Genomic DNA, 24,097 nt, shown 5'->3' on the forward strand with positions numbered 1-24,097 from the left:
TTCAGGGCCGAAGCGGGGTCTGGGGCGGCAGCCCCAGCGGGGTCGAAGGGGCGGAGCCCCTGGGGATGGGACGGGTAGGGGCGGCGGGGGCGAGAAACACCCGACCCCGCACCGGCACCCCCGCTACCTCCCGCTCAGCCCACCCGCCGAATCAACGCCAAATACATCGCATCGGTCCCATGCAGATGAGGCCACAACTGCACATCAGGCCCCTCCCCCAAGTCCGGCACCCCAGGGAACAACCCCCGAGCATCGATCAGCTCCCCACCACCCCGATGCTTCAACACGTCCTCGACAACCACCCGCGTCTCAGCAAGATGCGGCGAACAAGTGGCGTACCCCACCACCCCACCCACCCGCACAGAGTCGAGCGCAGCCCGCAACAACCCCCGCTGCAACGTAGAGAACCCCTCCAGATCCTCCGGCCGCCGCCGCCACCGCGCCTCCGGCCGCCGCCGCAACGCCCCCAACCCGGTACACGGAACATCCACGAGCACCCGGTCAAAGCTCCCGGCCCGCCACGCCGGCCGCGTCCCATCCGCGGCGATGACCTGATACGGCCCCGGATTCCCCGCCAACGCCTTGGCCACCAGCCCCGCCCGATGCGGCTGCTTCTCGGAGGCGACCAACACGGCCCCCCGCTCAGCGGCCAACGCCCCGAGCAAGGCAGCCTTGCCCCCGGGCCCGGCACACCCGTCGAGCCACCGCTCATCGGGCCCGTCCAGCGGAGCGTGGGCGAGAGCGAGGGCAACCAGCTGACTCCCCTCGTCCTGCACCCCCGCCCGCCCTTCCCGCACGGCCTCGATCGCCCCCGGCTCCCCGCCTTCGGCGAGCCGCACGGCGTAGGGCGACCAGCGCCCCGGCACCGCCGCCTCCTCGCCGAGCAACTCCTCGGGAGTGGCCCGCCCTGGCCGCGCGACCAACGTCACCTCGGGCCGCTCGTTGTCGGCCTCCAGCAACCGCTCGATCCCGGCCCGTCCTCCACCGAGCGAGTCCCACAGCGCCGAGACGACCCACCGCGGATGCGAGTGCACCACGGCGAGATGGTCCTCGGGATCCTCGTCGTACGGCGGCGCGACCTTCTGGACCCACCCGTCGAGATCGTCCTGCGCGACCTTCCGCAGCACGGCGTTGACGAACTTGGCCCGCCCGTCCCCGAGCACGACCCGGGCGAGCTCCACGGATGCGGACACCGCGGCATGCGAGGGAATCCGCGTGCCGAGCAGCTGATGCACACCGAGGCTGAGCACATCGAGCACCGGCGGATCGACCTCACGCAACGGCCGATCCACACAAGAGGCTATGACCGCGTCATACGTCCCCTGCCGCCGCAGCGTCCCGTACACCAACTCGGTCGCGAGCGCGGCGTCCCGCCCGTCGAAGTCACCCTTGTCCCGCGCCTTCCGCAACAGCGGCGGCAGCACGAGGTTGGCGTACGCGTCCCGCTCGTCCACGGCACGCAACGCCTCGAAGGCGATCATGCGGACGGGGTCCTTCTTGGGCCGTCGGTAGGGCTTGCCGGGTTTGCCTGGCCGACGGGAGGTGTCGCTCACGAAAAAGGTGCTCCGGATTGCTGGATGAGATACGCACACAGCGTACGTCGCACCAGGCACCTGGCGCGCAGGAAGGTCGGCCGATCACCCGTCGCGCAGGAAGGTCGTGCGATCACTCGGCACCGAGAGTCTCCCCGCCGGACCCGGGAGTCTCCCCGTCACACCCCGAGGATCTCCCCGTCCCCGATCCTGACCCCCCGAGCCCAGTCCGCCGCCCGCATCGGCTTCTTCCCCTGAGCCTGCACCCAGAGCAGCTCGACGGCGTACGACCCGGTCCCGACGTACACATTGTTCTTCCCGACGGAGAGAGCACCGGGCGCGAGATCGTCCCGCCCGGGCACCGGCTGCACCTGGATGAGCTTGAGTCGCTCACCACGGAAGACGGTCCAGGCCCCCGGCGCGGGGGTGCACCCGCGCACGACGCGGTCGACGCGCAGGGAGGGCGCGCTCCAGTCGATGTGGGCGTCCTCGACGTTGACCTTGGGAGCGAGGGTGATCCCTTCGGACGGCTGCGGTACGGCTTTCAACGTGCCGTCAGCGATCCCGTCCATGGTCGCGGCGAGCAACCCTGCGCCCGCGAAGGCGAGCCGGGTCAGCAGGTCGCCGCTGGTGTCGGTGGCCCGGACCTCCTCGGTGACGGTGCCGTAGACGGGCCCGGAGTCGAGCCCCTCCTCGATGAGGAAGGTGGAGGCCCCGGTGATCTCGTCACCGGCCATGATGGCGTGCTGCACGGGCGCGGCCCCACGCCAGGCGGGCAACAGCGAGAAGTGCAGGTTGACCCAGCCCTGGGCCGGGATGTCGAGGGCGACGCGCGGCAACAAGGCGCCGTAGGCGACGACGGGACAGCAGTCGGGGGCGATCTCCCTGAGCCGCTCCAGGAACTCGGGGTCCCGCGGCCTGGCCGGCTTGAGCACCTCGATGCCGGCCTCCTCGGCCCGCTCGGCCACCGGGCTGGCCACCAGCCTGCGCCCACGCCCGGCCGGCGCGTCGGGCCGCGTGACGACAGCGGCCACCTCGTGCCGCCCAGAGGCGATCAGAGCGTCCAGAGCGGGAACGGCGACCTCGGGGGTACCGGCGAAGACAAGCTTCATGGGTGGGCACGGGCCTCTCGGGCGGGATGGGCTTGGGCAACACACAAGTCTATGGGTGCGCACCACAGCGGCTCACGTCGGCGGCCCCAAGAACGACAGCCTCGCAACCCGCAACGCCCAAGCCACCGGCCAGCGGACGATTGCGCACGTGCCCCCACGGCACGCCGCCCCCCTCCCCACGAGCGGAAAGCCGCCGACGGCGAGCAACCCCCACAGGAGAGTCCAACCTCTTGGCCAACTGGAAACGGGTGGTGCGCGGGCGGGCAATCACCCAAGGCCGAAGACCGCGGCGCACACCCCCCGCGCAGGGGCGTAGGCATATGCCCACACGCCCCCACACCGTGACCCGCGGAGCGCTCCCGCGTTGGTCAAGAAAGAGTTGACCACAACGGGCCGCATCCGCCGCATCCTTATCCGCGGCCCACTCCTTCAACGCCGGTTCGAGAGGCTTGTTCATGGCCGACCACGCAACCCACGACGCCCAGGCTCGGGCCAGCCTGCACTTGCTGGTGCGGGACATCGAGCGGGTCCGCCGGCAGGTGGACGCACTGCGCACGCTCACCGCGCAACTGGGCAACGTCTACCGCCCGCGCCGCTCCGGTCCCGCCACGGGCTTCGTCGTCTACGGACGCGCCCCCGCCCCGACGGTCCGTCTCGCCCAGGAGCTGCGGGACAGTGTCGAGACCCTGGTCACGGCAGCCGTGGACTTCGACCGCTCACTCGGCTTCTCCTGGGACGCGGTTGGTTCCGCCCTCGGCGTCACCAAACAGGCGGTACACCGCCGCTACGGCGCCCGCCGTGCCGCCACCCAGGCGGCAGCCGAGGCCGAGCGTACGACGGAGCCCACGGGATCCCGTGCGGTCAACGTCACCACCGCCATCCCCAGCGTGCCGACGGTCCCTGCGGCCCGCTCCATGCCGACGCAGCCGACGGCAGGCAGCCCGGGCCTGCGCGACGAGGCCAGGCCCACGGCCTTCCCCGGCCCTCGCAACGGCTGACGCCCCCTAACTCTGCCCTCCCGGAGCGCACCCGGGAGGGCAGAGCCATGCCGGTACAGGCTCACCGCCCGCCAAGGCACCAAGGGCACCCACGGGGACCACGGTCACCCAATATCCGGCGGATCAACCCGAATCCACACCCGCACCGCGGCCTCGCCACCCCCGCCCCCGCTTCCGCTGCCGCTACCGCCCCCGTTCCCCCGAGCCATCCGCGCCGCCTGCGCGGCCTTCAACGCGGACGCCAACGCGGCACCCCGCCCCGGCGGCACCCGGATCAGTGCCCGCTCCCAGTGCTCCCCGGGCGGCGGCGCCCCCGCGCGCCTCGGCCGCCCCACCGGCGTGACGGGCAACGGAACAGGCCCCAAGACCTCGGCCTCCGACGGCAGTTCGACCGCACGGAGGAACTCGGCGATGGTCTCCCCCGGCCCGGCCACGGCAGCCATCCGGGACACCGGTGGAAAACCCAGCTCGGCCCGCTCGGCCAGCTCCCGTACCGCATGCCCGACCGGATCCCACCGCACCAGCGCCTGCACGGGCCGCAAGGTGGGCTCGGCGACGACCACCACCGTCCCTCCGGCCCGCTGCGGCCGTACCAGCGACGCGGCCCCGATCCACCGCCGCAACGCGTCCTCCCCCGCCCGCAGATCGGGCCGCCCGAGCATGGCCCAGCCGTCCAACAGCAGGGCCGCCGCATACCCGCCCTCGGCCACGGGCTCGGCCCCAGGGGTACTCACGACCAGCGAGGGCGTACCCGGCACGGTGTCCAGCACATGCTCACGCCCGGACGTCCGCACCGGAACGGCGGGAAAGGCCCGCCCCAGCTCCTCGGCGGTCCGCCGCGCCCCCACCACCTGGGCCCGCAGCCGGAACCCGCCGCACTCCGGACAGTGCCAGGAGCCCTCGTCGCGCCCACACCAGCCGCACCGCAGTTCGGCCCCGGAGCCCTGCGCCTCCAGGGGCCCGGAGCAGTGCCGGCACCGAGCCGGCGCCCGGCAGTTGGCGCAGGCCATCCGCGGCACATACCCACGCCGGGGCACCTGCACGAGCACCGGCCCCTGCCGCAGCCCCTCCCGCACCGCCTGCCAGGCGAGAGTCGGCAACCGGGCGGCCCGAGCGGCCTCGTCCCGCGCGAGATCCCCGTCCCCCACGGTCCGAACGAGAGGAGCCGCGCCCCGCACCTGTTCCCGCGCGGCGACCAAGGGTCGGGCCCAACCGCTCTCCACGAGCTGGGCGGCCTCGACGGTGCAGCTCCAACTCCCCAGCAGAAAGCCGCACTTGTCCTGCGCGGACCGTAGCAACAGCACTTCCCGCGCATGGGGCTGCGGAGCATGCTGCTCGCTGTGGCTGTCGTCGCCGTCGTCCCAGAGGGCGACCAGCCCAAGGTCCTGGACGGGCGCGAACATGGCGGCCCGGGTCCCCACCACCGCCCGCACGCTCCCCCGCCGTACCGCGAGCCACTCCCGATACCGCTTCTCGGGCCCGGCGTCCGCGGTCAGCACCGCATGCCGTCCCTCCCCCATCAGCGAGGTCAGCGCAGCGTCAACCCGCGCGACGGCTCTCCCATCGGGCACAACGACGAGCGCCCCGCGCCCGGAGGCCAGCGTCGCGACAACGGCCCGAGCCAACTCCTCACTCCACTCGGGCCCGGGCAAGGCGTTCCACACGGCACGCGGCGTACCCCCGGAAGCCAGCGACTCCAGAAAAGCAGCCCCCCGTTCATACCGCCCCCATGACCCCACCTCTGGCGCACCGGGCGCCGGAAGCGGCTCCGGCGAAGGCCGCTGCTCGGCCCTGGCGCTGCGCGGCGGCACGGCCAGCTGCAGCACATCGGCGAGCCCTCCGGCATACCGGTCGGCAACGGCCCGAGCGAGCCCCAACAGCTCCTCGCTCAACACCCGCTCGGGAGAGACGACCTGCGCGAGAGCCGCCAGCGGCCCGGAGTAGTCGGACTCCGCGACCCGCTCGACGAGGAACCCGTCGATGAGCCCCCCACCCTCGCGTCGCCCCTCCCGCACCCGATGCCGCCCGGCCCCGAACCGCACCCGCACCCGCACGCCGGGCTGTGCGTCGGCGTCCAGCTCCTCCGGAACGGCATAGTCGAAGTACCGATCAAGGTGCAGCACACCCTTGTCGACCAGCACCCGCGCCACGGGCAGCGCTTTGGCCAGCACGGCCCCCCGCCACGTCCGCGGCTTGGCCTTGGGCACCTTGGCCTTGCGCACACTCTCCCGAATGAACGCAAGCTGCTCGGGCGGCGCCCCCTCGGCCCCACCACCCGTCTGCCCGTTCTCGCTGCTCACGCTTGCATTCTTACCAAACGCCACTGACAACCGACGACGCCCGAGTTCCCCACCTGTGCCGGCCGCACCTGCGTTGCCCCCCCCGGCGCCATCACACCGGGAGATCGTCAGCGTACGAATCCGCAAGCACGACTCACCGGCCATTTCCGTGATCGTTTCAGCCGCCGACTTCGCGCCACGCTTTCCGCTGCCCTCCGACCCGGTATCAGAACTGGAAACGGGAAACTCCGCCGCCCGCCTTGCTCGAGCCGTCCGCCAGGCAGACGCTGATGCGACCGGACGGCCCGAGCGACCAGGGACGGCGGCCCAAGGGGGGATTTGGTGCTCAAGCAGCCACCTGTGTTCGGCGCGGAGTTACGGCGCCTGCGCATCGCGGCCGGACTGACGCTGACGCAGCTCGCGTCCTCGGTGCACTACAGCAAGGGGCAGCTAAGCAAGATCGAGACGGGCCGGAAGCGTGCCTCCCCCGAGCTGGCCCGCCTGTGCGATGCCGCGCTCGACGCGCAGGGCGCGCTCGCCGCCCTCGTGCCGGTACGGCCCCCGCAGGCCGAGGCTGTCCGGCCCTACAGCCACCGTGTCGCTGAAGGAACCCTGCCCGGCGTGGAGCACGCGCTTCCGGATTCTGGATCCCCCACGCCGCCCTCCCGTCGGCAGGTGATCGCCGTCGGAGCCGCCTCGGTCCTTGCCGTCGGAGCTGCCGAGCAGCCGCCGCGCGGGCCGTCCGTGGCCCACTCGGGGTCGATGGAGGGCGCATACCGGGCACTGCTGGACCAGTACCGCCGTCTCGGCCAGATGTCGCCTCCGGACACGCTGTTGCCCGTCCTGGCCGAGCAGACGCATGCGCTGCGCCGGCTCGCCGCCAGGTCAGGCTCCCGAAGCGGCGGACGTCTGCTTGCCCTGGCCTCGCATTTCGCAGTGTTCACGGGCTGGCTGGGCCAAGAGGCGGGCAATGAGGAGTCTGCTCTGCACTGGACCGCCCACGCCGTGGACCTCGCCGACGCCTCAGGCGATCGCGACCTGGCCTCGTATGCTCTCGTGCGCCGCGCCCTGATCACGTACTACCGAGGAGAGGCCACCGAGACGGTCGCCCTGGCCGAAGGCGCCCGCTCTCCTCGGCTGCCGCCTCGCATCCGCGGCCTGGCCGCCCAGCGGGAGGCGCAGGGACACGCGCTCGCGGGCGACCACGACGCCTGCATGCGTGGCCTGGAACGGGCCCGTCTGCTCCTGGGGCAGGCTTCCGAGTCCTCCGGTGCGCCCGTCCTGGGGAGCACGCACCTCGGCGATCCCGTGTCGATGATCACGGGTTGGTGCCTTCTCGATCTGGGCAGGCCACGTGCCGCTGCCGAAGTCCTGGACCGTGAGTGCGCCCGGCTGCCCGTCACCGCTTGGCGCGCTCAGGCCCGCTACGGCGTCCGACGCGCCCTGGCGCACGCGATGGCGGGCGAGATCGATCACGCCTGCGCACTGACCGAGGAGTTGCTTCCCCTGACGGCGAGCGTGTCCTCGGCGACTGTCACCACCGATCTGCGCCGCCTCGCGCGCACGCTGGCCCGCCACCCCCGCAACCGGTCGTACCTGTCCGTCGCCCCTCGACTGACGGCGGCTCTCACCCCCGCTCCCTAGCGGACCAAGACCACCTTTCCGTCCACATCCCTGCGTACCGAAAGGCCGATTCGCCATGCCCGACGTATTCATCAACTACCGCTCCGGCGACGGCGCCCAAGCCGCAGCCACCATCGAGGGCGCGCTGTCGACACGGTTCGGCACGGACCGGATCTACCGCGCCAGTAAGTCGATTCCGCCCGGCACACCCTTCGACTCGCACCTCATCCAAGGCGTGCGCCGAAGCGGTGTGCTGCTGGCGCTGATCGGACCCGGCTGGGTGCAGCACCCCGCACTACGTGAGGACGGCGACTGGGTGCGCCGGGAGATCCAGGAGGCGTTCCTGTGCGATATACGGGTCATCCCGGTGCTGATCGGGCGCAGGACCGAACGCCCGGGCAAGGAAGCCCTGCCCAGGCAGCTCCAGAAGCTCGCCGACTGCCAGAGCTTGCGCTACGACGACCACAACAACGAGTACGACCTGAAGCAGATCGGCGACACGCTGGCCAGGCTCGTACCGGAACTCGCGGCGGCCGACCGCGCGTCGGCACCGAAGCCTCCCGCCGGCGGAACGCACAACACTGCCGGCGGCGTGAGCGGTACGTCCGTGCAGGCGGGTACGGTCAACGGCGACATCAACAGCGTCAAGGATGTCCAGGGCCCGGTACACATCGGTCCCAGCACCCGCAATGTGCGCCTGGGCGACGGCGGAAACTACTTCGAGGGCGACAACAACGGCGGCATCCACCAGACCTTCGGCCGCTCACACCGGGACAAGGACGACGACCGGTGAGCTACCACATACGGGATGTCTACAACGTCCACCTCAGTGCCTCTGAGGCGTTCCTGACCGCCCCGGTCGCCACACCCCGCCACGTGGCGGAGGACCAACTCATGCAGCTGCAACGGGAGTTCGCGCGCCCGCCCGGAATCAACGCGGCGTACGACGTGCTGGCGGCCGAGCACACCGTCATCGTCCACGGGGCCCGGGGCAGCGGACGGAGCTCGGCGGGGCGCGTCTTGCTGTGCGAGCTCCCGCGGGACGGCACCTATCACGAGCTCACCCCGGAGGAGCCCGAGTCCGGCTCCGGACGGTGGTTGTCCCCCGACCTCGTCGGGGAGCGGGACCGGATGCTCCTCGATCTTTCCGAAGTGGACGAGCGCATGTGGCAGGCCGTGCACGAGGAGCTGTCGGACTTTCGCCATGCGGTACTGGCCAAGAGCGCGTACCTTGCGCTGGTGCTGCCGGAACGGCACCAGCATCAGCTCTCCTCTCAGTTCACCAAGTTCAGCAGAGGTATCGAGCGCCCCGACGGCCTGGAAGCGCTCGTACGCCATCTGCGGCTGGCCGGAGTCGACGAGGACGTGCGGCGGATCGCTCGGCCCCCGCTGCTCGAGCACCTCGAGACCAAACCGCCCATGCGTGAACTGGCCCTGCTGGCCCGCCGCATCGCGGGCGCCCGCGGGCCCGGCAACTTCGCAACTTGGTGCGAGACCGCCATCAAGGCTCAGAGGAATCGCGCCCACGACGCCGCCGAGACGGTGGCACAACTGCGCAAGGGGCGGCAGCGCGCACTGCTCCTCGCCGCGGCCATGCTGCACGGCGCACAGGCGGAAACAGTGCACCGTGCCACGAACCTTCTGGTGGAGGAGGCGGGTTCGGCCCACGACGAGCGCCCCCTCCTGGAGCACAAGGGCCTGTCTACGCGGCTCAAGGCCGTCGGGGCCGAGCTGGATCCGGACTCCCGGGTGTGCTTCAGCAGCCCCGACTTCGCGGAGGCGGCGCGTCGGCACTTCTGGGTCGATCTGCCCGATGTCCGTGACCCGCTGAACCGGTGGCTGGGCAAGGCCATCGCACTGCTCGATCCGACCGACCTGGCGAGGCTCGTGGAGAACTTCACGGATCTCTGCGTGTTCACACGCGACTTCGAGCGGCTCGCCGCCCTGGTCGATGACTGGACCCGCGAAGGGGCGCCTCGCACGACCGAGGTCCGGGCGGCGGCCCACCTCCTCAAACGCGGTGTCGAGAACGAGCAGTCCAACAGCGAGTTCCGCGCGAGGATCTACGGCTGGAGCACGAATCGGCCGACGAAGAACCGTCGCGTGGTACTGGCCGAGGTCTGCGAAAAGGTCATGTCCATCCATCACCCGGAAGCCGCGCTCGTACGCCTCCACCACCTCGCCCGCGGTGAACCGCACCGCGGCTTCGCCCGGGAATCGCTGTTCCGCTACGTCAACCAGGACAGCCGGCTCCAGCGTCGACTACTGGCCCGGCTGGCCACGGCCGCCTCGCAGCACCACCGTGCCGATGCCGACCTGTTCCTGAACCTGACGGCACTGCCGGACGACTTCCTCCTGACGGCAACGACGCGGGAGTGGCTGACCACATGCTGGCGCATGGCCTTCGGCCTGCTGGAGCCCCGCCGCTGGCTGCCCTGCGCGACCACCTGGCTGTCCACCGCGGACGCGGTGGACGACGTCGCGCTCGTGGACGCGGCACTCAACATCCTGGTCGCCGCGTCCGAGCTCAGCTACCCGGTGCTCAGCCGGGTCTACGCGGATGCCCGCCGAACCGTTTCACCCCGGCTCGCCTCGCGGCTGCTGGAGTCGATCACCCTCGCGCAGCGCGCCCGCCTCGCTCCGCAGTCCCCCGATCCGGAGGTGCCTGAGTCATGAGTTCCGGTCAGAAGACGGTCTCGGTCTTCCTCAGCCTGGTCAGCGTGCTGCTCGCCGTCATCCTGGGCCTGTCCCTGCACTGGGCACTGGGGATGTGGCTCGGTGTGTTCGCGCTGCTGGTCACCGTGTGGACCGCCGCCACGTACAGCGTGATCCGTGCCCGCCGACGCGATCCGTTCCCACCCGGATCCCTCATCGAACAGCCCGCCCCGCCGCCCGTGGAACGCCGAGAGCTCTACGTGAGCCGCGTCCCTCTGCCGAGCGCCTTCCCCGACTACGACTTCCTCTTCTCGGCACGGGTGCGCTGGTACCCCGTCGACCCGGAATCGAACGACCAGTTGATCAACCCGGGCGCGTTGGCAGTGGAGTGCGTACTCGCGCGCGCCCGTGCGGTGACCGCGGACCTGAAGCCCTTCAGAAGCTCCCTGGCCCAGCACCAGTTGCACGCCGTGCTCGGGGTCATGGAGCCGGATCGGCACGAGTACGTCCATGCCATGGCCCTGGAGGTCGAGCTCGCGCTCACGGACGAGGACCAGGAGCGCCTGGACCGGTTGGCGGCGATCCGCAAGGACGAGGCCCTGTGGGAACACCAGCGCAAGTACGAGCAGAACAAGCGGGAGTACCTCGGCAACGACGTCCTGACCAGCACGGGCAGCGCCGTCGTGTGGTGGCTGGCCAAGAACGACGACCAGGTCGAGAACACGGTCAAAGACATCGGCCTGCTGGCTCGTCTGTCATCGGCGGCGAATGACCGCGAAGTCGACGAGCCCTTCCGGTATCTCGTCCCGGAAGCTTTTCCTCCCCCTGCCGAACCGGAATGGCAGGGACCGGCTCCGGGACCGGAGGAACCGCTCGGCGAACTGCCCGCGCCCAGCCCCGCGGATGTGTTCTCCGAGTTCTTCCGTCTGGTCGGTTTCCGTCCCGGCGAAGACGAGAGCGCCCTCGTCGCCGATCAGGTCGCGCTCGCCATCGCCTCGCGGGACGGGGTGACCGCGGAAGAGATGCGCCGTCGCTTCGGGATCCGGACGGTGCCACCCCACACGAACGGCAACGGACCGGCCTCCGCATCGGAGCAGGACACCGAAGGTGCCTAGGATCGCCGAGACAGGCGGAGGCCCGGCCTCCCTCAGGGAAACCGGGCCCCTCACAAACCGAGACGGCTTACTGTCCCACAGCCTTCCGCAGCTCCTCGACCCGATCCGTCCGCTCCCACGTGAACTCCGGCAGCTCACGGCCGAAGTGACCGTACGCCGCGGTCTGGGCGTAGATCGGGCGGAGCAGATCCAGGTCGCGGATGATCGCGGCCGGGCGGAGGTCGAAGACCTCGTCGATGGCCTTCTCGATCTTCTCGGTGTCGACCTTGGCCGTGCCGAAGGTCTCGACGAAGAGGCCGACCGGCTCGGCCTTGCCGATCGCGTAGGCGACCTGGACCTCGCAGCGCGAGGCCAGACCCGCCGCGACGACGTTCTTGGCGACCCAGCGCATCGCGTACGCCGCCGAACGGTCCACCTTGGACGGGTCCTTGCCGGAGAACGCGCCACCGCCGTGCCTGGCCATGCCGCCGTAGGTGTCGATGATGATCTTGCGGCCGGTCAGGCCGGCGTCACCCATCGGGCCGCCGATCTCGAACCGCCCGGTCGGGTTCACCAGCAGGCGGTAGCCGTCGGTGTCCAGCTTGATGCCCTCGTCCAGCAGGGCCTTCAGCTCCGGCTCGACCACGAACTCCCGGATGTCGGGCGCCAGGAGCGAGTCCAGGTCGATGTCGCTCGCGTGCTGCGAGGAGACGACCACCGTGTCCAGGCGGACCGCCTTGTCGCCGTCGTACTCGATGGTGACCTGGGTCTTGCCGTCCGGGCGGAGGTAGGGGATGGTGCCGTTCTTGCGGACCTCGGAGAGGCGCTTGGACAGGCGGTGCGCCAGGAAGATCGGCAGCGGCATCAGCGTCGGCGTCTCGTCCGTCGCGTAGCCGAACATCAGGCCCTGGTCACCGGCACCCTGGCGGTCCAGCTCGTCCTCGTCGCCCTCGACGCGGGACTCGTACGCCGTGTCGACACCCTGCGCGATGTCCGGCGACTGCGAGCCGATCGAGACGGAGACGCCGCAGGAGGCGCCGTCGAAGCCCTTCTTCGAGGAGTCGTAGCCGATCTCCAGGATCGTGTTGCGGACCAGCGTCGCGATGTCCGCGTACGTCTTGGTCGTGACCTCGCCGGCCACGTGCACGAGGCCGGTCGTGATCAGGGTTTCAACGGCGACCCGAGAGGTCGGGTCCTCGCGCAGAAGCGCGTCGAGAATGGTGTCGCTGATCTGGTCAGCGATCTTGTCGGGGTGACCTTCGGTCACGGACTCCGAGGTGAACAGGCGACGGGACACAACGCTCCCTGGGGTTGCAGCGGCTGCTGGCTGATCATTGGCGGACGGGACGGGGGCTGCGCCCGGCGTCGTCCGAGGACAGTTTATCTGTCGCGCTCGGCCACGGACCCCCTGTCTCGCCTCTCGGGAGCGCTGTGACCTGCGGCACGGGCATTCTGCCCAATGCCATGCGCCCTTGGCCAGGGTCGCCACACCCGAATCGAGCGGGGTCGACCGAAGCCCGCGGGGCATCAAACATTCACTCCCACCGCCGCGTCACCAGGTCCCACACGGTTTCGGCCAAGGCTTCCTTGGGCCCGTGCGGTACGGGTGTCTCGGTGCCGTCGGCGCCCAGGACGACCGCCTCGTTCTCCTCGGAGCCGAAGGTCTTGCGCTCGCCCACCTCGTTCACCACGAGCAGGTCGCACCCCTTGCGCTCCAGCTTCTTACGGCCGTTGGCCAGGACCTCGTCCGTCTCGGCGGCGAAGCCGACGATCACCTGGGCGGGGCGGGCCCGCTCGGTCGAGATCTCCGCGAGGATGTCCGGATTCCGCACCAGGACTATGGGCTCCGGCTCCTGGTCGTCCTTTTTCTTGATCTTTCCGGCGGCATACGTCGCCGGGCGGAAGTCCGCGACCGCCGCCGCCATGACCACCGCGTCGGCGTCCGGGACCGCCTTGAGGACCGCCTCCCGCAGCTGTAGGGCCGTGCCGACCTGTACGACGTCCACGCCCGCCGGGTCGGGCAGCCCGGTGTTGGCCGCGATCAGCGTGACCCGGGCGCCCCGGGCGGCGGCGGTGCGGGCAAGGGCGTAGCCCTGCTTGCCGGAGGAGCGGTTGCCGAGGAAGCGGACCGGGTCGAGGGGTTCGCGTGTGCCGCCGGCGCTCACGACGACGTGCCGGCCCTTGAGGTCCGGCTCGGTGACGCCCCGGGCCAGGACCCGACGGCAGACCTCGAAGATCTCGCCCGGCTCGGGCAGCCGGCCCTTGCCCGTGTCGACGCCGGTGAGGCGGCCGACGGCGGGTTCGATGACGACCGCGCCACGCCGGCGCAGCGTCGCCACGTTCTCCTGGGTGGCCGGGTGCTCCCACATCTCGGTGTGCATGGCCGGGGCGAAGACCACCGGACAGCGGGCCGTGAGCAGGGTGTTGGTCAGCAGGTCGTCGGCGAGGCCGTGCGCGGCCTTGGCGAGCATGTCGGCCGTGGCGGGGGCGACGACGACCAGGTCGGCCTGCTGGCCGATACGGACGTGCGGGACCTCGTGGACTTCGTCCCAGACCTCCGTGGAGACGGGGTTGCCGGACAGGGCGGACCAGGTGGCGGCGCCGACGAAGTGCAGCGCTGAGGCGGTGGGCACGACCCGGACGTCATGCCCGGACTCCGTCAGTCTGCGCAGCAGCTCACAGGCCTTGTAAGCGGCGATGCCGCCACTGACGCCCAGAACGACCTTCGGCTTGTCCACCAGGTCTCCTCCTCGTCGAACCATGGCTCCATGCTGCATCACAGCGGGGGACGACCCCCGCGCCCCCCGAGCACACCACAGGCCCGGCGGTCGCGCCGCCGGGCCTGTCATGCGAAAACGAACGGTTACTGCGCGGGGCCCTCGACGGCCTCGGACGTCAGCAGACCCGCGTTGATCTCGCGCAGGGCGATCGAGAGCGGCTTCTCGTGGACGTGGGTGTCGACGAGTGGACCGACGTACTCGAGGAGGCCCTCGCCGAGCTGCGAGTAGTACGCGTTGATCTGGCGGGCCCGCTTGGCCGCGTAGATCACGAGGCTGTACTTCGAGTCGGTGGCCTCGAGGAGCTCGTCGATCGGCGGGTTGATGATGCCCTCGGGCGCGGAGATGGAAGAGGACACGCTCTACCTTCCGATGGATGGGAAAGAATCAGTGTGAGTGATCAGGCCTGAACTAAATGATCAAACCTCAACGATCAGCCACGATCACACAACGTCCATCAAGGCTAGCAGCTCGCGCGCCACGTCCTCGACGGAGGTGTTGACCAAGGTCACGTCGAACTCCGGCTCTGCCGCCAGTTCGACCTTCGCCGCGTCCAGACGCCGCTCGATCACCTCGGGCGGCTCGGTGCCACGTCCGGTGAGTCTGCGCACGAGCTCCTCCCAGGAGGGAGGAGCCAGGAACACCAGCTGAGCCTCCGCCATGGACTCGCGGACCTGCCGCGCGCCCTGGAGGTCGATCTCCAGCAGGACGGGCTCACCCGCCTCCAGCCGCTCCAGCACAGCCGCACGCGGAGTGCCGTAGCGGTTGCCGGCGAACTCGGCCCACTCCAGCAGCTCGCCGTTGGCGATCAGCTTGTCCATCTCGTCGTCGGTGACGAAGAAGTAGTGGACTCCGTGCCGTTCGCCGGGGCGGGGCTTACGGGTCGTCGCCGACACCGAGAGCCAGACCTCGGGGTGTTCCTTGCGCATATGGGCGACGACCGTGCTCTTGCCGACCCCGGAGGGGCCGGAGAGCACGGTCAGTCGCGGACGTTCACTCATGCAGCGATTATTCCAGCAATCCCGGAGTGCCCGGGACTCCCCGTCCGGAGGATCCGGACTCAGGAGCCGGTGCTGCCGAACTCACGCTCCAGGGAAGCGATCTGGTTGGAGCCGAGACCGCGCACGCGGCGGCTCTCGGAGATGCCGAGTCGCTCCATGATCTGCTTGGCGCGGACCTTGCCCACGCCCGGCAGGGACTCAAGCAGCGCGGAGACCTTCATCTTGCCGATGACGTCGTTCTCCTGGCCCTGCTTGATGACCTCGTGCAGGGAGGCGCCGGAGTGCTTGAGTCGATTCTTGACCTCGGCCCGCTCCCGGCGAGCCGCGGCGGCCTTTTCGAGCGCGGCTGCGCGCTGTTCAGGGGTAAGGGGCGGAAGAGCCACGCCTACGTCACCTCGGATGTCGAACTGTCGGATACGGACCGGTGAGGAACCTAGTCGCCCCACACCTGGGGAGCCACGAGCAACACGCTTGCCCGTTCTCCCCCACTACCTAATGGGTGGTGGGAGGTGCCCCCACTCGTCGGAGACTAGCGGGCAAGTCCGCCAGAGTCAGCGAGAACAGCGGAAAAGTCCTGGTCAGCCTCCGTCAGGCCGGACATTTAGGACATAATGCCCCGGATTTGAGGATGTATTCAGACTCAAGTGGACTCCGAGCCACTCATCGGAGGTCTCGCGCGGAGCTCGAAAGTCCCTGACGACGGTCAGTCGACCGTCACAGCCGCCCTGATCTCCTCGGCGAAGCGTGACGCGGCCTCACGCAGAGCGACGACATCGGGACCGTGACGTAGAACACCCCGGCTGACATTCGGCACGACATTGCGCGCCGCCGCTCCGAAGACCCGGGGAAGATCGGACGGGGTGGCACCCTGCGCGCCGATGCCGGGCGCGAGGAGGGGACCGTTGATGTCGAGGTCGTAGGTCGACAGATCACCGAGCGTGGCGCCGACGACCGCCCCGAAGGAACCCATGGGCTCCTCCCCCGTGTTCTCGGCGGCCAGGTGCGCCAGCATCGTCGCGCCGACGTTGCGGCCGTCCGCGCGGACCGCGTGCTGGACCTCGCCGCCCTCCGGGTTGGAGGTCAGCGCGAGCACGAACAGGCCGGTGCCGCTCTCCCGGGCCAGGGCGACGGCCGGGGACAGCGAGCCGTAGCCGAGATACGGCGAGACGGTCAGCGCGTCCGAGAAGAGCGGGGAGTCCTTGTGGAGGAAGGACTCGGCGTACGCGGCCATGGTCGAGCCGATGTCACCGCGCTTGGCGTCCATCACCACCAGGGCCCCGGCCGCCCGCGCCTCCGAGACCGACCTCTCCAGGACCGCGACACCGCGTGACCCGAAGCGCTCGAAGAAGGCGCTCTGCGGCTTGAGCACGGCGATCCGGTCGGCCATCGCCTCGACGACCGTGCGGCTGAACCGCTCCAGGCCGGCCACGTCGTCGTTCAGGCCCCACTCGGCGAGCAGGGACGCGTGCGGGTCGATGCCGACGCACAGCGGGCCGCGCTCGTCCATGGCACGGCGCAGGCGTGCGCCGAAGGGTTCCAGAGCAGTCATGCGGTCTTCCTTGCCTTCCTGACGTCGGCGCCGACCGCGTCGGCGAGGGTGGCGTACGGGCTGGTGCGCAGGCGGGCGGCGAGGCCCTTGTGGATGGCGCGACCCCAGAAGGGACCCTCGTAGATGAAGGCGCTGTAGCCCTGGACCAGCGTGGCGCCCGCCAGGATCCGCTGCCAGGCGTCCTCCGCGTTCTCGACGCCGCCGACGCCCACGAGGGTGATCCGGTCACCCACGCGCGCGTAGAGGCGCCTCAGCACCTCCAGGGAGCGCGCCTTCAGGGGTGCGCCGGAGAGCCCGCCGGCCTCCTTCACCAGCGAGGGTTCGGATTTCAAACCGAGTCCCTCGCGCGCGATGGTGGTGTTCGTGGCGATGATCCCGTCCAGGCCCAGCTCCACGGCCAGGTCCGCGACGGCGTCCACGTCCTCGTCGGCGAGGTCGGGCGCGATCTTCACCAGGAGCGGGACGCGACCGCTGGTCACCGTACGGTCGGCGGCCTCGCGGACGGCGCTCAGGAGGGGCCGTAGGGCCTCTGTGGCCTGCAAGTTGCGCAGGCCGGGCGTGTTGGGCGAGGAGACGTTCACGACCAGGTAGTCGGCGTACGGCGCGAGCCGCTCGGTCGACTTCACGTAGTCGCCGACGGCTTCGTCCTCCGGGGCGACCTTGGTCTTGCCGATGTTGACGCCCACGACGGTCCGGAAGACCGGCTCACGGGACGCCAGACGGGCCGCCACGGCCAGCGAGCCCTCGTTGTTGAAGCCCATGCGGTTGATCAGCGCCCGGTCCTTCACGAGCCGGAACAGCCGCTTCTTGGGGTTGCCCGGCTGCGCCTCCCCCGTGACCGTGCCGATCTCGACGTGGTCGAAGCCGAGCATCGACATGCCGTCGATCGCGACCGCGTTCTTGTCGAAGCCGGCTGCGAGCCCGAAGGGGCCGTGCATGCGCAGACCGAAGGCCTCGGTGCGCAGCTCCTTGTAGCGGGGCGCGAGTGCGGCGGCGACGAACGTGCGCAGTACGGGGATGCGGACGGCGAGGCGGATCCAGCGGAAGGCCAGGTAGTGGGCCTTCTCGGGGTCCATTCGCTTGAAGACGAGGTTGAAGAAGATCTTGTACATGGTGTCCTCATGAAGAGGGGGACACCGTTTCCGGTGTCCCCCTCATCGGCTGCTAGTCGCGGGCCGCGGTCAGGTGTTCCGCGTGTTCCTGGAGCGAACGGACGCCCACATCACCGTGGTTGAGGGCGTCGATGCCCTGGACGGCGGCGGCGAGCGCCTGAACCGTCGTCAGGCACGGGACCGACCGCGCCACGGCCGCCGTACGGATGTCGTAGCCGTCGAGGCGACCGCCGGTGCCGTACGGGGTGTTGACGATGAGGTCGACCTCGCCGTCGTGGATGAGCTGCACGATGGTGCGCTCGCCGTTCGGGCCGGTGCCCTCGGACTGCTTGCGAACGACCGTGGCGTTGATGCCGTTGCGCTTGAGCACCTCGGCCGTGCCGGACGTGGCGAGGAGCTCGAAGCCGTGGGCGACCAGTTCGCGCGCCGGGAAGATCATCGAGCGCTTGTCGCGGTTGGCGACCGAGATGAAGGCGCGGCCCTTGGTCGGCAGCGGCCCGTAGGCGCCCGCCTGCGACTTGGCGTACGCCGTGCCGAAGACGGAGTCGATGCCCATGACCTCGCCGGTGGAGCGCATCTCCGGGCCCAGGATCGTGTCGACGCCGCGGCCGTGGACGTCGCGGAAGCGCGACCACGGCATGACGGCCTCCTTGACGGAGATCGGCGCGTCCAGCGGCAGCTCACCGCCGTCGCCGGTCGCCGGAAGCAGTCCCTCGACCCGCAGTTCGGCGATGGTCGCGCCCAGCGAGATCCGGGCGGCGGCCTTCGCCAGCGGCACCGCGGTCGCCTTCGAGGTGAAGGGGACCGTACGGGACGCGCGCGGGTTGGCCTCCAGGACGTACAGGATGTCGCCGGCCATCGCGAACTGGATGTTGATCAGGCCGCGCACCCCGACGCCCTTGGCGATGGCCTCGGTCGAAGCGCGCAGGCGCTTGATGTCGAACCCGCCCAGCGTGATCGGCGGCAGCGCGCACGCCGAGTCGCCGGAGTGGATGCCGGCCTCCTCGATGTGCTCCATGACGCCGCCGAGGTAGAGCTCCTGGCCGTCGTAGAGCGCGTCGACGTCGATCTCGATCGCGTCGTCGAGGAAGCGGTCGACGAGCACCGGCCGGGAGGGGCTGATCTCGGTCGACTCGGCGATGTAGGACGACAGCCGCGTCTCGTCGTACACGATCTCCATGCCGCGCCCGCCGAGGACGTACGACGGCCGCACCAGGACCGGGTAGCCGATCTCGTCGGCGATGGCCTTGGCCTCGGCGAACGTGGTTGCGGTGCCGTGCTTGGGGGCCGGGAGGCCGGCCTCCGCGAGGACGCGGCCGAACGCGCCACGGTCCTCGGCCGCGTGGATCGCCTCCGGAGAAGTGCCCACGATCGGCACGCCGTTGTCCTTCAGGGCCTGCGACAGGCCCAGCGGCGTCTGCCCGCCCAGTTGCACCACGACACCCGCGATCGGGCCGGCCAGCGACTCCGCGTGGACGATCTCCAGCACGTCTTCCAGCGTCAGCGGCTCGAAGTACAGGCGGTCGGAGGTGTCGTAGTCCGTGGAGACGGTCTCCGGGTTGCAGTTGACCATCACGGTCTCGTACCCGGCGTCGCTCAGCGCGAAGGAGGCGTGCACACAGGAGTAGTCGAACTCGATGCCCTGGCCGATGCGGTTGGGGCCGGAGCCCAGGATGATCACCGCGGGCTTCTCGCGCTGCGCGACCTCCGTCTCCTCGTCGTAGGAGGAGTAGAAGTACGGCGTCTTCGCGGCGAACTCGGCGGCGCAGGTGTCGACCGTCTTGTAGACCGGGCGGATGCCGAGCGCGTGCCGGACCTCGCGGACGACGTCCTCGCGCAGGCCCCGGATCTCGCCGATCTGCTGGTCGGAGAAGCCGTGCCGCTTGGCCTCGGCGATCAGTTCCTTCGTCAGTTCCGGCGCCTCGGCGAGCTCGTCGGCGATCTCCTTGATGAGGAAGAGCTGGTCGACGAACCAGGGGTCGATCTTCGTGTACTCGAAGACCTCTTCCTGCGTGGCGCCCGCGCGGATGGCCTGCATGACGGCGTTGATACGGCCGTCGGTGGGCCGTACGGCCTCGCGCAGCAGCTCGTCCTTCGCGCCGGGCTCGCCGACGAACGTGAACTGGCTGCCCTTCTTCTCCAGCGAGCGCAGCGCCTTCTGGAAGGCCTCGGTGAAGTTGCGGCCGATGGCCATGGCCTCGCCGACCGACTTCATGGTCGTGGTCAGCGTGGAGTCGGCCTGCGGGAACTTCTCGAATGCGAAGCGCGGCGCCTTCACGACCACGTAGTCGAGCGTCGGCTCGAAGGAGGCCGGGGTCTCCTGCGTGATGTCGTTCGGGATCTCGTCGAGGGTGTAGCCAACGGCGAGCTTGGCGGCGATCTTCGCGATCGGGAAGCCGGTAGCCTTGGAGGCGAGGGCCGAGGAGCGCGACACGCGCGGGTTCATCTCGATGACGATCACGCGACCGTCTTCGGGGTTCACCGCGAACTGGATGTTGCAGCCGCCGGTGTCGACGCCGACCTCGCGGATAACGGCGATGCCGATGTCGCGCAGGGTCTGGTACTCGCGGTCGGTCAGCGTCATGGCGGGCGCGACGGTGATCGAGTCACCGGTGTGCACGCCCATGGGGTCGAAGTTCTCGATGGAGCAGACGACCACGACGTTGTCGTGCTTGTCGCGCATCAGCTCCAGCTCGTACTCCTTCCAGCCGAGGATGGACTCCTCCAGGAGCACCTCGGTGGTGGGGGACAGGGTCAGGCCCTGGCCGGCGATGCGGCGCAGTTCCTCCTCGTCGTGCGCGAAGCCGGAGCCGGCGCCGCCCATGGTGAAGGACGGGCGGACGACGACCGGGTAGCCGCCGAGCGTCTCGACACCCGCGAGAACGTCCTCCATGGAGTGGCAGATGACCGAGCGGGCGGACTCGCCGTGCCCGATCTTCTGGCGGACGGCCTCGACGACCTCCTTGAAGAGCTCGCGGTCCTCGCCCTTGTTGATGGCCTCGACGTTGGCGCCGATCAGCTCGACGCCATACTTCTCCAGGGTGCCGGCCTCGCTCAGCGAGATCGCCGTGTTGAGGGCCGTCTGGCCGCCCAGGGTGGGCAGCAGGGCGTCCGGCCGCTCCTTGGCGATGATCTTCTCGACGAACTCCGGGGTGATCGGCTCGACGTAGGTGGCGTCGGCGATCTCCGGGTCGGTCATGATCGTCGCCGGGTTGGAGTTGACGAGGATGACCCGCAGGCCCTCGGCGCGCAGGATGCGGCACGCCTGGGTGCCGGAGTAGTCGAACTCGGCGGCCTGGCCGATGACGATCGGGCCGGAGCCGATGACCAGGACGGACTGGATATCGGTGCGCTTAGGCACGCTGGCCCTCCATCAGGGATACGAAGCGGTCGAACAGGTAGGCGGCGTCGTGCGGGCCCGCTGCCGCTTCGGGGTGGTACTGGACGCTGAAGGCCGGCTTGTCGAGGAGCTGGAGGCCCTCCACCACGTTGTCGTTGAGGCAGACGTGGGAGACCTCGGCGCGGCCGTAGGGGGTCTCGGAGACCTTGTCCGTCGGGGCGTCGACGGCGAAGCCGTGGTTGTGCGCGGTGACCTCGACCTTGCCAGTCGTACGGTCCTGCACCGGCTGGTTGATGCCGCGGTGGCCGTACTTCAGCTTGTAGGTGCCGAAGCCGAGGGCGCGGCCCAGGATCTGGTTGCCGAAGCAGATGCCGAAGAGCGGGGTGCCGCGCTCCAGGACCGCCTGCATGACGGAGACCGGGTGGTCGGCGGTGGCCGGGTCGCCGGGGCCGTTGGAGAAGAACACGCCGTCGGGCTGAACGGCGTACACGTCCTCGGCGGTGGCCATGGCCGGGAGCACGTGCACCTCGATGCCGCGCTCGGCCATGCGGTGCGGGGTCATGCCCTTGATGCCGAGGTCGACGGCGGCGACCGTGAACTTCTTCTCACCGATCGCCGGGACGACGTACGTCTCCTTGGTGGCGACCTCGGCGGAGAGGTCGGCGCCCTTCATCTCGGGGGCCTGGCGCACCTCGGCGAGCATGGTGCCATCGTCGGGCAGCGCGTTGCCGGAGAAGATGCCGACGCGCATGGCGCCGCGCTCACGCAGATGACGCGTCAACGCGCGCGTGTCGATGCCGGAGATCCCCACGACGCCCTGGTGGCGCAGCTCCTCGTCCAGCGACCGCTTGGCGCGCCAGTTGGACGGCACGCGCGCGGGGTCGCGCACGACGTACCCGGCGACCCAGATCTGCTTGGACTCGGGGTCCTCGTCGTTGACGCCGGTATTGCCGACGTGCGGGGCGGTCATCACGACGACCTGGCGGTGGTACGACGGGTCGGTGAGGGTCTCCTGGTAGCCGGTCATGCCGGTGGAGAACACGGCCTCGCCGAAGGTCACCCCCACGGCCCCGTAGGCGCGGCCGCGGAAGATCCGGCCGTCCTCCAGGACGAGTACCGCGGGAGCCTTGGCGGCTCCCCTTGTGGAGGTCGTCATCGTTCGGCGCCTTCCGTGCTGTTGGTGTTGATCATGGAGTTAATGACGTCGACCCACTCGTTGTGCTCCGCCGCGTGGTCGGAGCGGAACCCGGAGTCGATCAGCCGCTCGCCGTGCGCCCAGGTCACCACGAGCAGTCCGCCCTCGGTCAGGACCTTGCCGGCGATGCCCTTGTCGAGCCGGGCCTCGCGCAGCCGGTCGGCCGGGACGAAGAAGTCGGTCGCGCCGGGGCGTACGACGTCCAGTCCCGCGTCCGTCAGGGTGAGCTCGACCCGGCTGCGGGTGCCGAGGCCGTGCGCCACGATGCGGTCCAGCCACTGACCCGCGGTGGTGGAGCCGTGGTAGCGGCCGCTCATGCTCAGTCTCGCCGGGCCGGGGTCGTCCGGCGCGCTGGGCAGGTCGGGCAGGTCGCCCTGGAGCGTGCCGCGCCACTTCCAGCCCTCGCGCATCAGCCAGTAGACGAGCGCGATGAAGAGGGCGAGTCCGACGACCCAGCCGACGCGGGCGGCCCAGTCGGTCACTTCGGCCGACTTCTGTTCGGCCGCGAGTCCGGTGCCGGCTGCGAGCAGTGTTGCAGGTGTCACGTGAGCTTCCCGTCGACGAGCGTGGCCTTGCCCCGGAGCCACGTGTGCGTCACACGGCCCGGCAGCTCACGCCCCTCGTACGGGGTGTTGCGGCTGCGCGAGGCGAAGCCCGCGGGGTCCACGGACCCACGGTATTCCGTGTCGACGAGCGTGAGGTTGGCGGGCTCACCAGCCGAGACGGGACGGCCGTGGCCCTTCGCCTGCCCGATCTCGGCAGGCTTGAAGGACATGCGCTCGGCGACCCCGGCCCAGGTGAGGAGCCCGGTGTCCACCATGGTCTCCTGCACCACTGACAACGCGGTCTCCAGGCCGACCATGCCCATGGCGGCCGCGGCCCACTCGCAGTCCTTGTCCTCGTGCGGGTGCGGGGCGTGGTCGGTGGCGACGATGTCGATCGTGCCGTCGGCGAGCGCCTCGCGCAGCACGAGCACGTCCCGTTCGGTACGCAGCGGCGGGTTCACCTTGTAGACCGGGTTGTACGTGCGCACCAGCTCGTCGGTGAGGAGGAGGTGGTGCGGGGTGACCTCGGCGGTGACGTCGATGCCGCGGGACTTCGCCCAGCGCACGAGCTCGACGGAGCCGGCGGTCGACAGATGGCAGATGTGCACCCGGGACCCGACGTGCTCGGCGAGCAGGACATCCCGGGCGATGATCGATTCTTCGGCCACCGCGGGCCAGCCCCCGAGCCCCAGCTCGGCGGAGACGATCCCCTCGTTCATCTGGGCGCCCTCGGTCAGCCGCGGCTCCTGCGCGTGCTGGGCGACGACACCGCCGAAGGCCTTCACGTACTCCAGCGCCCGTCGCATCATCACGGCGTCGTCGACGCACTTGCCGTCGTCGGAGAACACGGTGACACCGGCCGCCGACTCGTGCATGGCCCCCAGCTCGGCGAGCTTCTTGCCCTCCAGGCCGACGGTGACGGCGCCGATGGGCTGCACATCGCAGTAGCCGTGCTCCTGGCCGAGCCGGTAGACCTGCTCGACCACACCGGCGGTGTCGGCCACCGGGAAGGTGTTGGCCATGGCGAACACGGCCGTGAAACCGCCGGAGGCCGCCGCGCGCGTGCCGGTCAGCACCGTCTCGGAGTCCTCGCGCCCGGGCTCACGCAGGTGGGTGTGCAGGTCGACCAGGCCCGGCAGCAGCACCTTGCCTGCCGCCTCGACGACCTGGGCGCCCTCGGCGCTCAGACCGGTACCCACCTCGGCGATGGTCCCGCCGTCGATCAGCACGTCCTGCGGCTCGCCGCCGAGCACCTTCGCACCACGGATAAGGATCTTGCTCATCT

The 24,097-nt window shown here is 70.2% G+C and carries 19 protein-coding genes; 5 read left to right on the forward strand and 14 right to left on the reverse strand.

The window, feature by feature from the left end; genetic code table 11:
• Positions 1-134 precede the first annotated feature (134 nt).
• Positions 135-1,553: an RsmB/NOP family class I SAM-dependent RNA methyltransferase gene (locus ACIA8X_RS43950; RefSeq protein WP_393462048.1), complete on the reverse strand. Its 1,419-nt coding sequence runs from the start codon at positions 1,551-1,553 to the stop codon at positions 135-137.
• Between the two features lie 158 nt (positions 1,554-1,711).
• The gene (fmt, locus tag ACIA8X_RS43955; protein ID WP_393462050.1) at positions 1,712-2,644 is read right to left on the reverse strand and encodes a methionyl-tRNA formyltransferase; all 933 of its coding nucleotides are present in this window, start codon (positions 2,642-2,644) and stop codon (positions 1,712-1,714) included.
• A 455-nt stretch (positions 2,645-3,099) separates the two neighbouring features.
• Here fmt and ACIA8X_RS43960 point away from each other — a divergent pair, with 455 nt between their 5' ends.
• Positions 3,100-3,642 (forward strand): hypothetical protein, encoded by a 543-nt coding sequence (locus tag ACIA8X_RS43960; RefSeq protein WP_393462052.1) that lies wholly within the window; start codon positions 3,100-3,102, stop codon positions 3,640-3,642.
• Between the two features lie 104 nt (positions 3,643-3,746).
• On the opposite strand, the gene ACIA8X_RS43965 is transcribed toward ACIA8X_RS43960, so the two are convergent.
• Positions 3,747-5,942, reverse strand: coding sequence for a primosomal protein N' (locus ACIA8X_RS43965; protein ID WP_393462054.1), 2,196 nt, complete (start codon positions 5,940-5,942; stop codon positions 3,747-3,749).
• A gap of 321 nt (positions 5,943-6,263) precedes the next feature.
• On the opposite strand from ACIA8X_RS43965, the gene ACIA8X_RS43970 reads away from it, so the two are divergent.
• Genes ACIA8X_RS43970 through ACIA8X_RS43985 form a run of 4 tightly spaced genes read left to right on the forward strand, consistent with a single transcriptional unit; the run spans position 6,264 to position 11,314 of the window.
• Positions 6,264-7,565, forward strand: a complete 1,302-nt coding sequence (locus ACIA8X_RS43970) for a helix-turn-helix domain-containing protein (RefSeq protein WP_393462056.1) — start codon at positions 6,264-6,266, stop codon at positions 7,563-7,565.
• A gap of 55 nt (positions 7,566-7,620) precedes the next feature.
• A complete protein-coding gene (locus ACIA8X_RS43975) occupies positions 7,621-8,337 on the forward strand; it encodes a toll/interleukin-1 receptor domain-containing protein (RefSeq protein ID WP_393462058.1) in 717 nt (238 codons plus the stop codon).
• Positions 8,334-10,220, forward strand: a complete 1,887-nt coding sequence (locus ACIA8X_RS43980; protein ID WP_393462060.1) for a hypothetical protein — start codon at positions 8,334-8,336, stop codon at positions 10,218-10,220. The genes ACIA8X_RS43975 and ACIA8X_RS43980 overlap by 4 nt, the downstream gene beginning before the upstream one ends.
• Positions 10,217-11,314, forward strand: coding sequence for a hypothetical protein (locus tag ACIA8X_RS43985; protein ID WP_393462062.1), 1,098 nt, complete (start codon positions 10,217-10,219; stop codon positions 11,312-11,314). The genes ACIA8X_RS43980 and ACIA8X_RS43985 overlap by 4 nt, the downstream gene beginning before the upstream one ends.
• 67 nt (positions 11,315-11,381) lie before the next feature.
• Here the strand turns inward: ACIA8X_RS43985 and metK are convergent, their stop codons facing one another.
• The 11 genes from metK to ACIA8X_RS44040 form a co-directional block, all read right to left on the reverse strand.
• Complete coding sequence (gene metK, locus ACIA8X_RS43990; RefSeq protein WP_393462064.1) at positions 11,382-12,590, reverse strand: methionine adenosyltransferase; 1,209 nt, start codon at positions 12,588-12,590, stop codon at positions 11,382-11,384.
• A 238-nt stretch (positions 12,591-12,828) separates the two neighbouring features.
• A complete protein-coding gene (coaBC, locus tag ACIA8X_RS43995) occupies positions 12,829-14,031 on the reverse strand; it encodes a bifunctional phosphopantothenoylcysteine decarboxylase/phosphopantothenate--cysteine ligase CoaBC (protein WP_393462066.1) in 1,203 nt (400 codons plus the stop codon).
• A 125-nt stretch (positions 14,032-14,156) separates the two neighbouring features.
• Entirely contained in the window at positions 14,157-14,429 is a 273-nt protein-coding gene (gene rpoZ / locus ACIA8X_RS44000) for a DNA-directed RNA polymerase subunit omega (protein WP_003988945.1), read from the reverse strand.
• A gap of 84 nt (positions 14,430-14,513) precedes the next feature.
• On the reverse strand, positions 14,514-15,071 hold the full coding sequence (gene gmk, locus ACIA8X_RS44005; protein WP_062722557.1) for a guanylate kinase: 558 nt from the start codon (positions 15,069-15,071) through the stop codon (positions 14,514-14,516).
• A 59-nt stretch (positions 15,072-15,130) separates the two neighbouring features.
• Positions 15,131-15,454, reverse strand: a complete 324-nt coding sequence (locus ACIA8X_RS44010) for an integration host factor (protein ID WP_003977346.1) — start codon at positions 15,452-15,454, stop codon at positions 15,131-15,133.
• 320 nt (positions 15,455-15,774) lie between these two features.
• Positions 15,775-16,620 (reverse strand): orotidine-5'-phosphate decarboxylase, encoded by an 846-nt coding sequence (pyrF, locus tag ACIA8X_RS44015; RefSeq protein ID WP_393462068.1) that lies wholly within the window; start codon positions 16,618-16,620, stop codon positions 15,775-15,777.
• Complete coding sequence (locus ACIA8X_RS44020; RefSeq protein ID WP_393462070.1) at positions 16,617-17,732, reverse strand: quinone-dependent dihydroorotate dehydrogenase; 1,116 nt, start codon at positions 17,730-17,732, stop codon at positions 16,617-16,619. Before ACIA8X_RS44020 ends, pyrF begins: the two co-directional genes overlap by 4 nt.
• 52 nt (positions 17,733-17,784) lie before the next feature.
• On the reverse strand, positions 17,785-21,093 hold the full coding sequence (gene carB / locus ACIA8X_RS44025) for a carbamoyl-phosphate synthase large subunit (protein WP_393462072.1): 3,309 nt from the start codon (positions 21,091-21,093) through the stop codon (positions 17,785-17,787).
• Entirely contained in the window at positions 21,086-22,228 is a 1,143-nt protein-coding gene (gene carA, locus ACIA8X_RS44030; RefSeq protein WP_399460622.1) for a glutamine-hydrolyzing carbamoyl-phosphate synthase small subunit, read from the reverse strand. Before carA ends, carB begins: the two co-directional genes overlap by 8 nt.
• Positions 22,225-22,812 (reverse strand): hypothetical protein, encoded by a 588-nt coding sequence (locus ACIA8X_RS44035; RefSeq protein WP_393462076.1) that lies wholly within the window; start codon positions 22,810-22,812, stop codon positions 22,225-22,227. The genes carA and ACIA8X_RS44035 overlap by 4 nt, the downstream gene beginning before the upstream one ends.
• Positions 22,809-24,095 (reverse strand): dihydroorotase, encoded by a 1,287-nt coding sequence (locus ACIA8X_RS44040; RefSeq protein WP_399460623.1) that lies wholly within the window; start codon positions 24,093-24,095, stop codon positions 22,809-22,811. Before ACIA8X_RS44040 ends, ACIA8X_RS44035 begins: the two co-directional genes overlap by 4 nt.
• Between the last annotated feature and the right edge of the window lie 2 nt (positions 24,096-24,097).

Origin of the sequence: Streptomyces sp. NPDC051738, assembly GCF_044453205.1 — a bacterium.
Classification (GTDB): Bacteria; Actinomycetota; Actinomycetes; order Streptomycetales; family Streptomycetaceae; genus Streptomyces.

Excerpts from the sequence above, each read along its gene's own strand:
- ACIA8X_RS43975 (WP_393462058.1), top strand. The coding sequence starts at position 7,621 with ATGCCCGACGTATTCATCAACTACCGCTCCGGCGACGGCGCCCAAGCC.
- ACIA8X_RS44020 (WP_393462070.1), bottom strand. The coding sequence starts at position 17,732 with ATGTACAAGATCTTCTTCAACCTCGTCTTCAAGCGAATGGACCCCGAG.
- ACIA8X_RS44040 (WP_399460623.1), bottom strand. The coding sequence starts at position 24,095 with ATGAGCAAGATCCTTATCCGTGGTGCGAAGGTGCTCGGCGGCGAGCCG.
- ACIA8X_RS43960 (WP_393462052.1), top strand. The coding sequence starts at position 3,100 with ATGGCCGACCACGCAACCCACGACGCCCAGGCTCGGGCCAGCCTGCAC.
- carA (WP_399460622.1), bottom strand. The coding sequence starts at position 22,228 with ATGACGACCTCCACAAGGGGAGCCGCCAAGGCTCCCGCGGTACTCGTC.
- pyrF (WP_393462068.1), bottom strand. The coding sequence starts at position 16,620 with ATGACTGCTCTGGAACCCTTCGGCGCACGCCTGCGCCGTGCCATGGAC.
- gmk (WP_062722557.1), bottom strand. The coding sequence starts at position 15,071 with ATGAGTGAACGTCCGCGACTGACCGTGCTCTCCGGCCCCTCCGGGGTC.
- fmt (WP_393462050.1), bottom strand. The coding sequence starts at position 2,644 with ATGAAGCTTGTCTTCGCCGGTACCCCCGAGGTCGCCGTTCCCGCTCTG.
- ACIA8X_RS43985 (WP_393462062.1), top strand. The coding sequence starts at position 10,217 with ATGAGTTCCGGTCAGAAGACGGTCTCGGTCTTCCTCAGCCTGGTCAGC.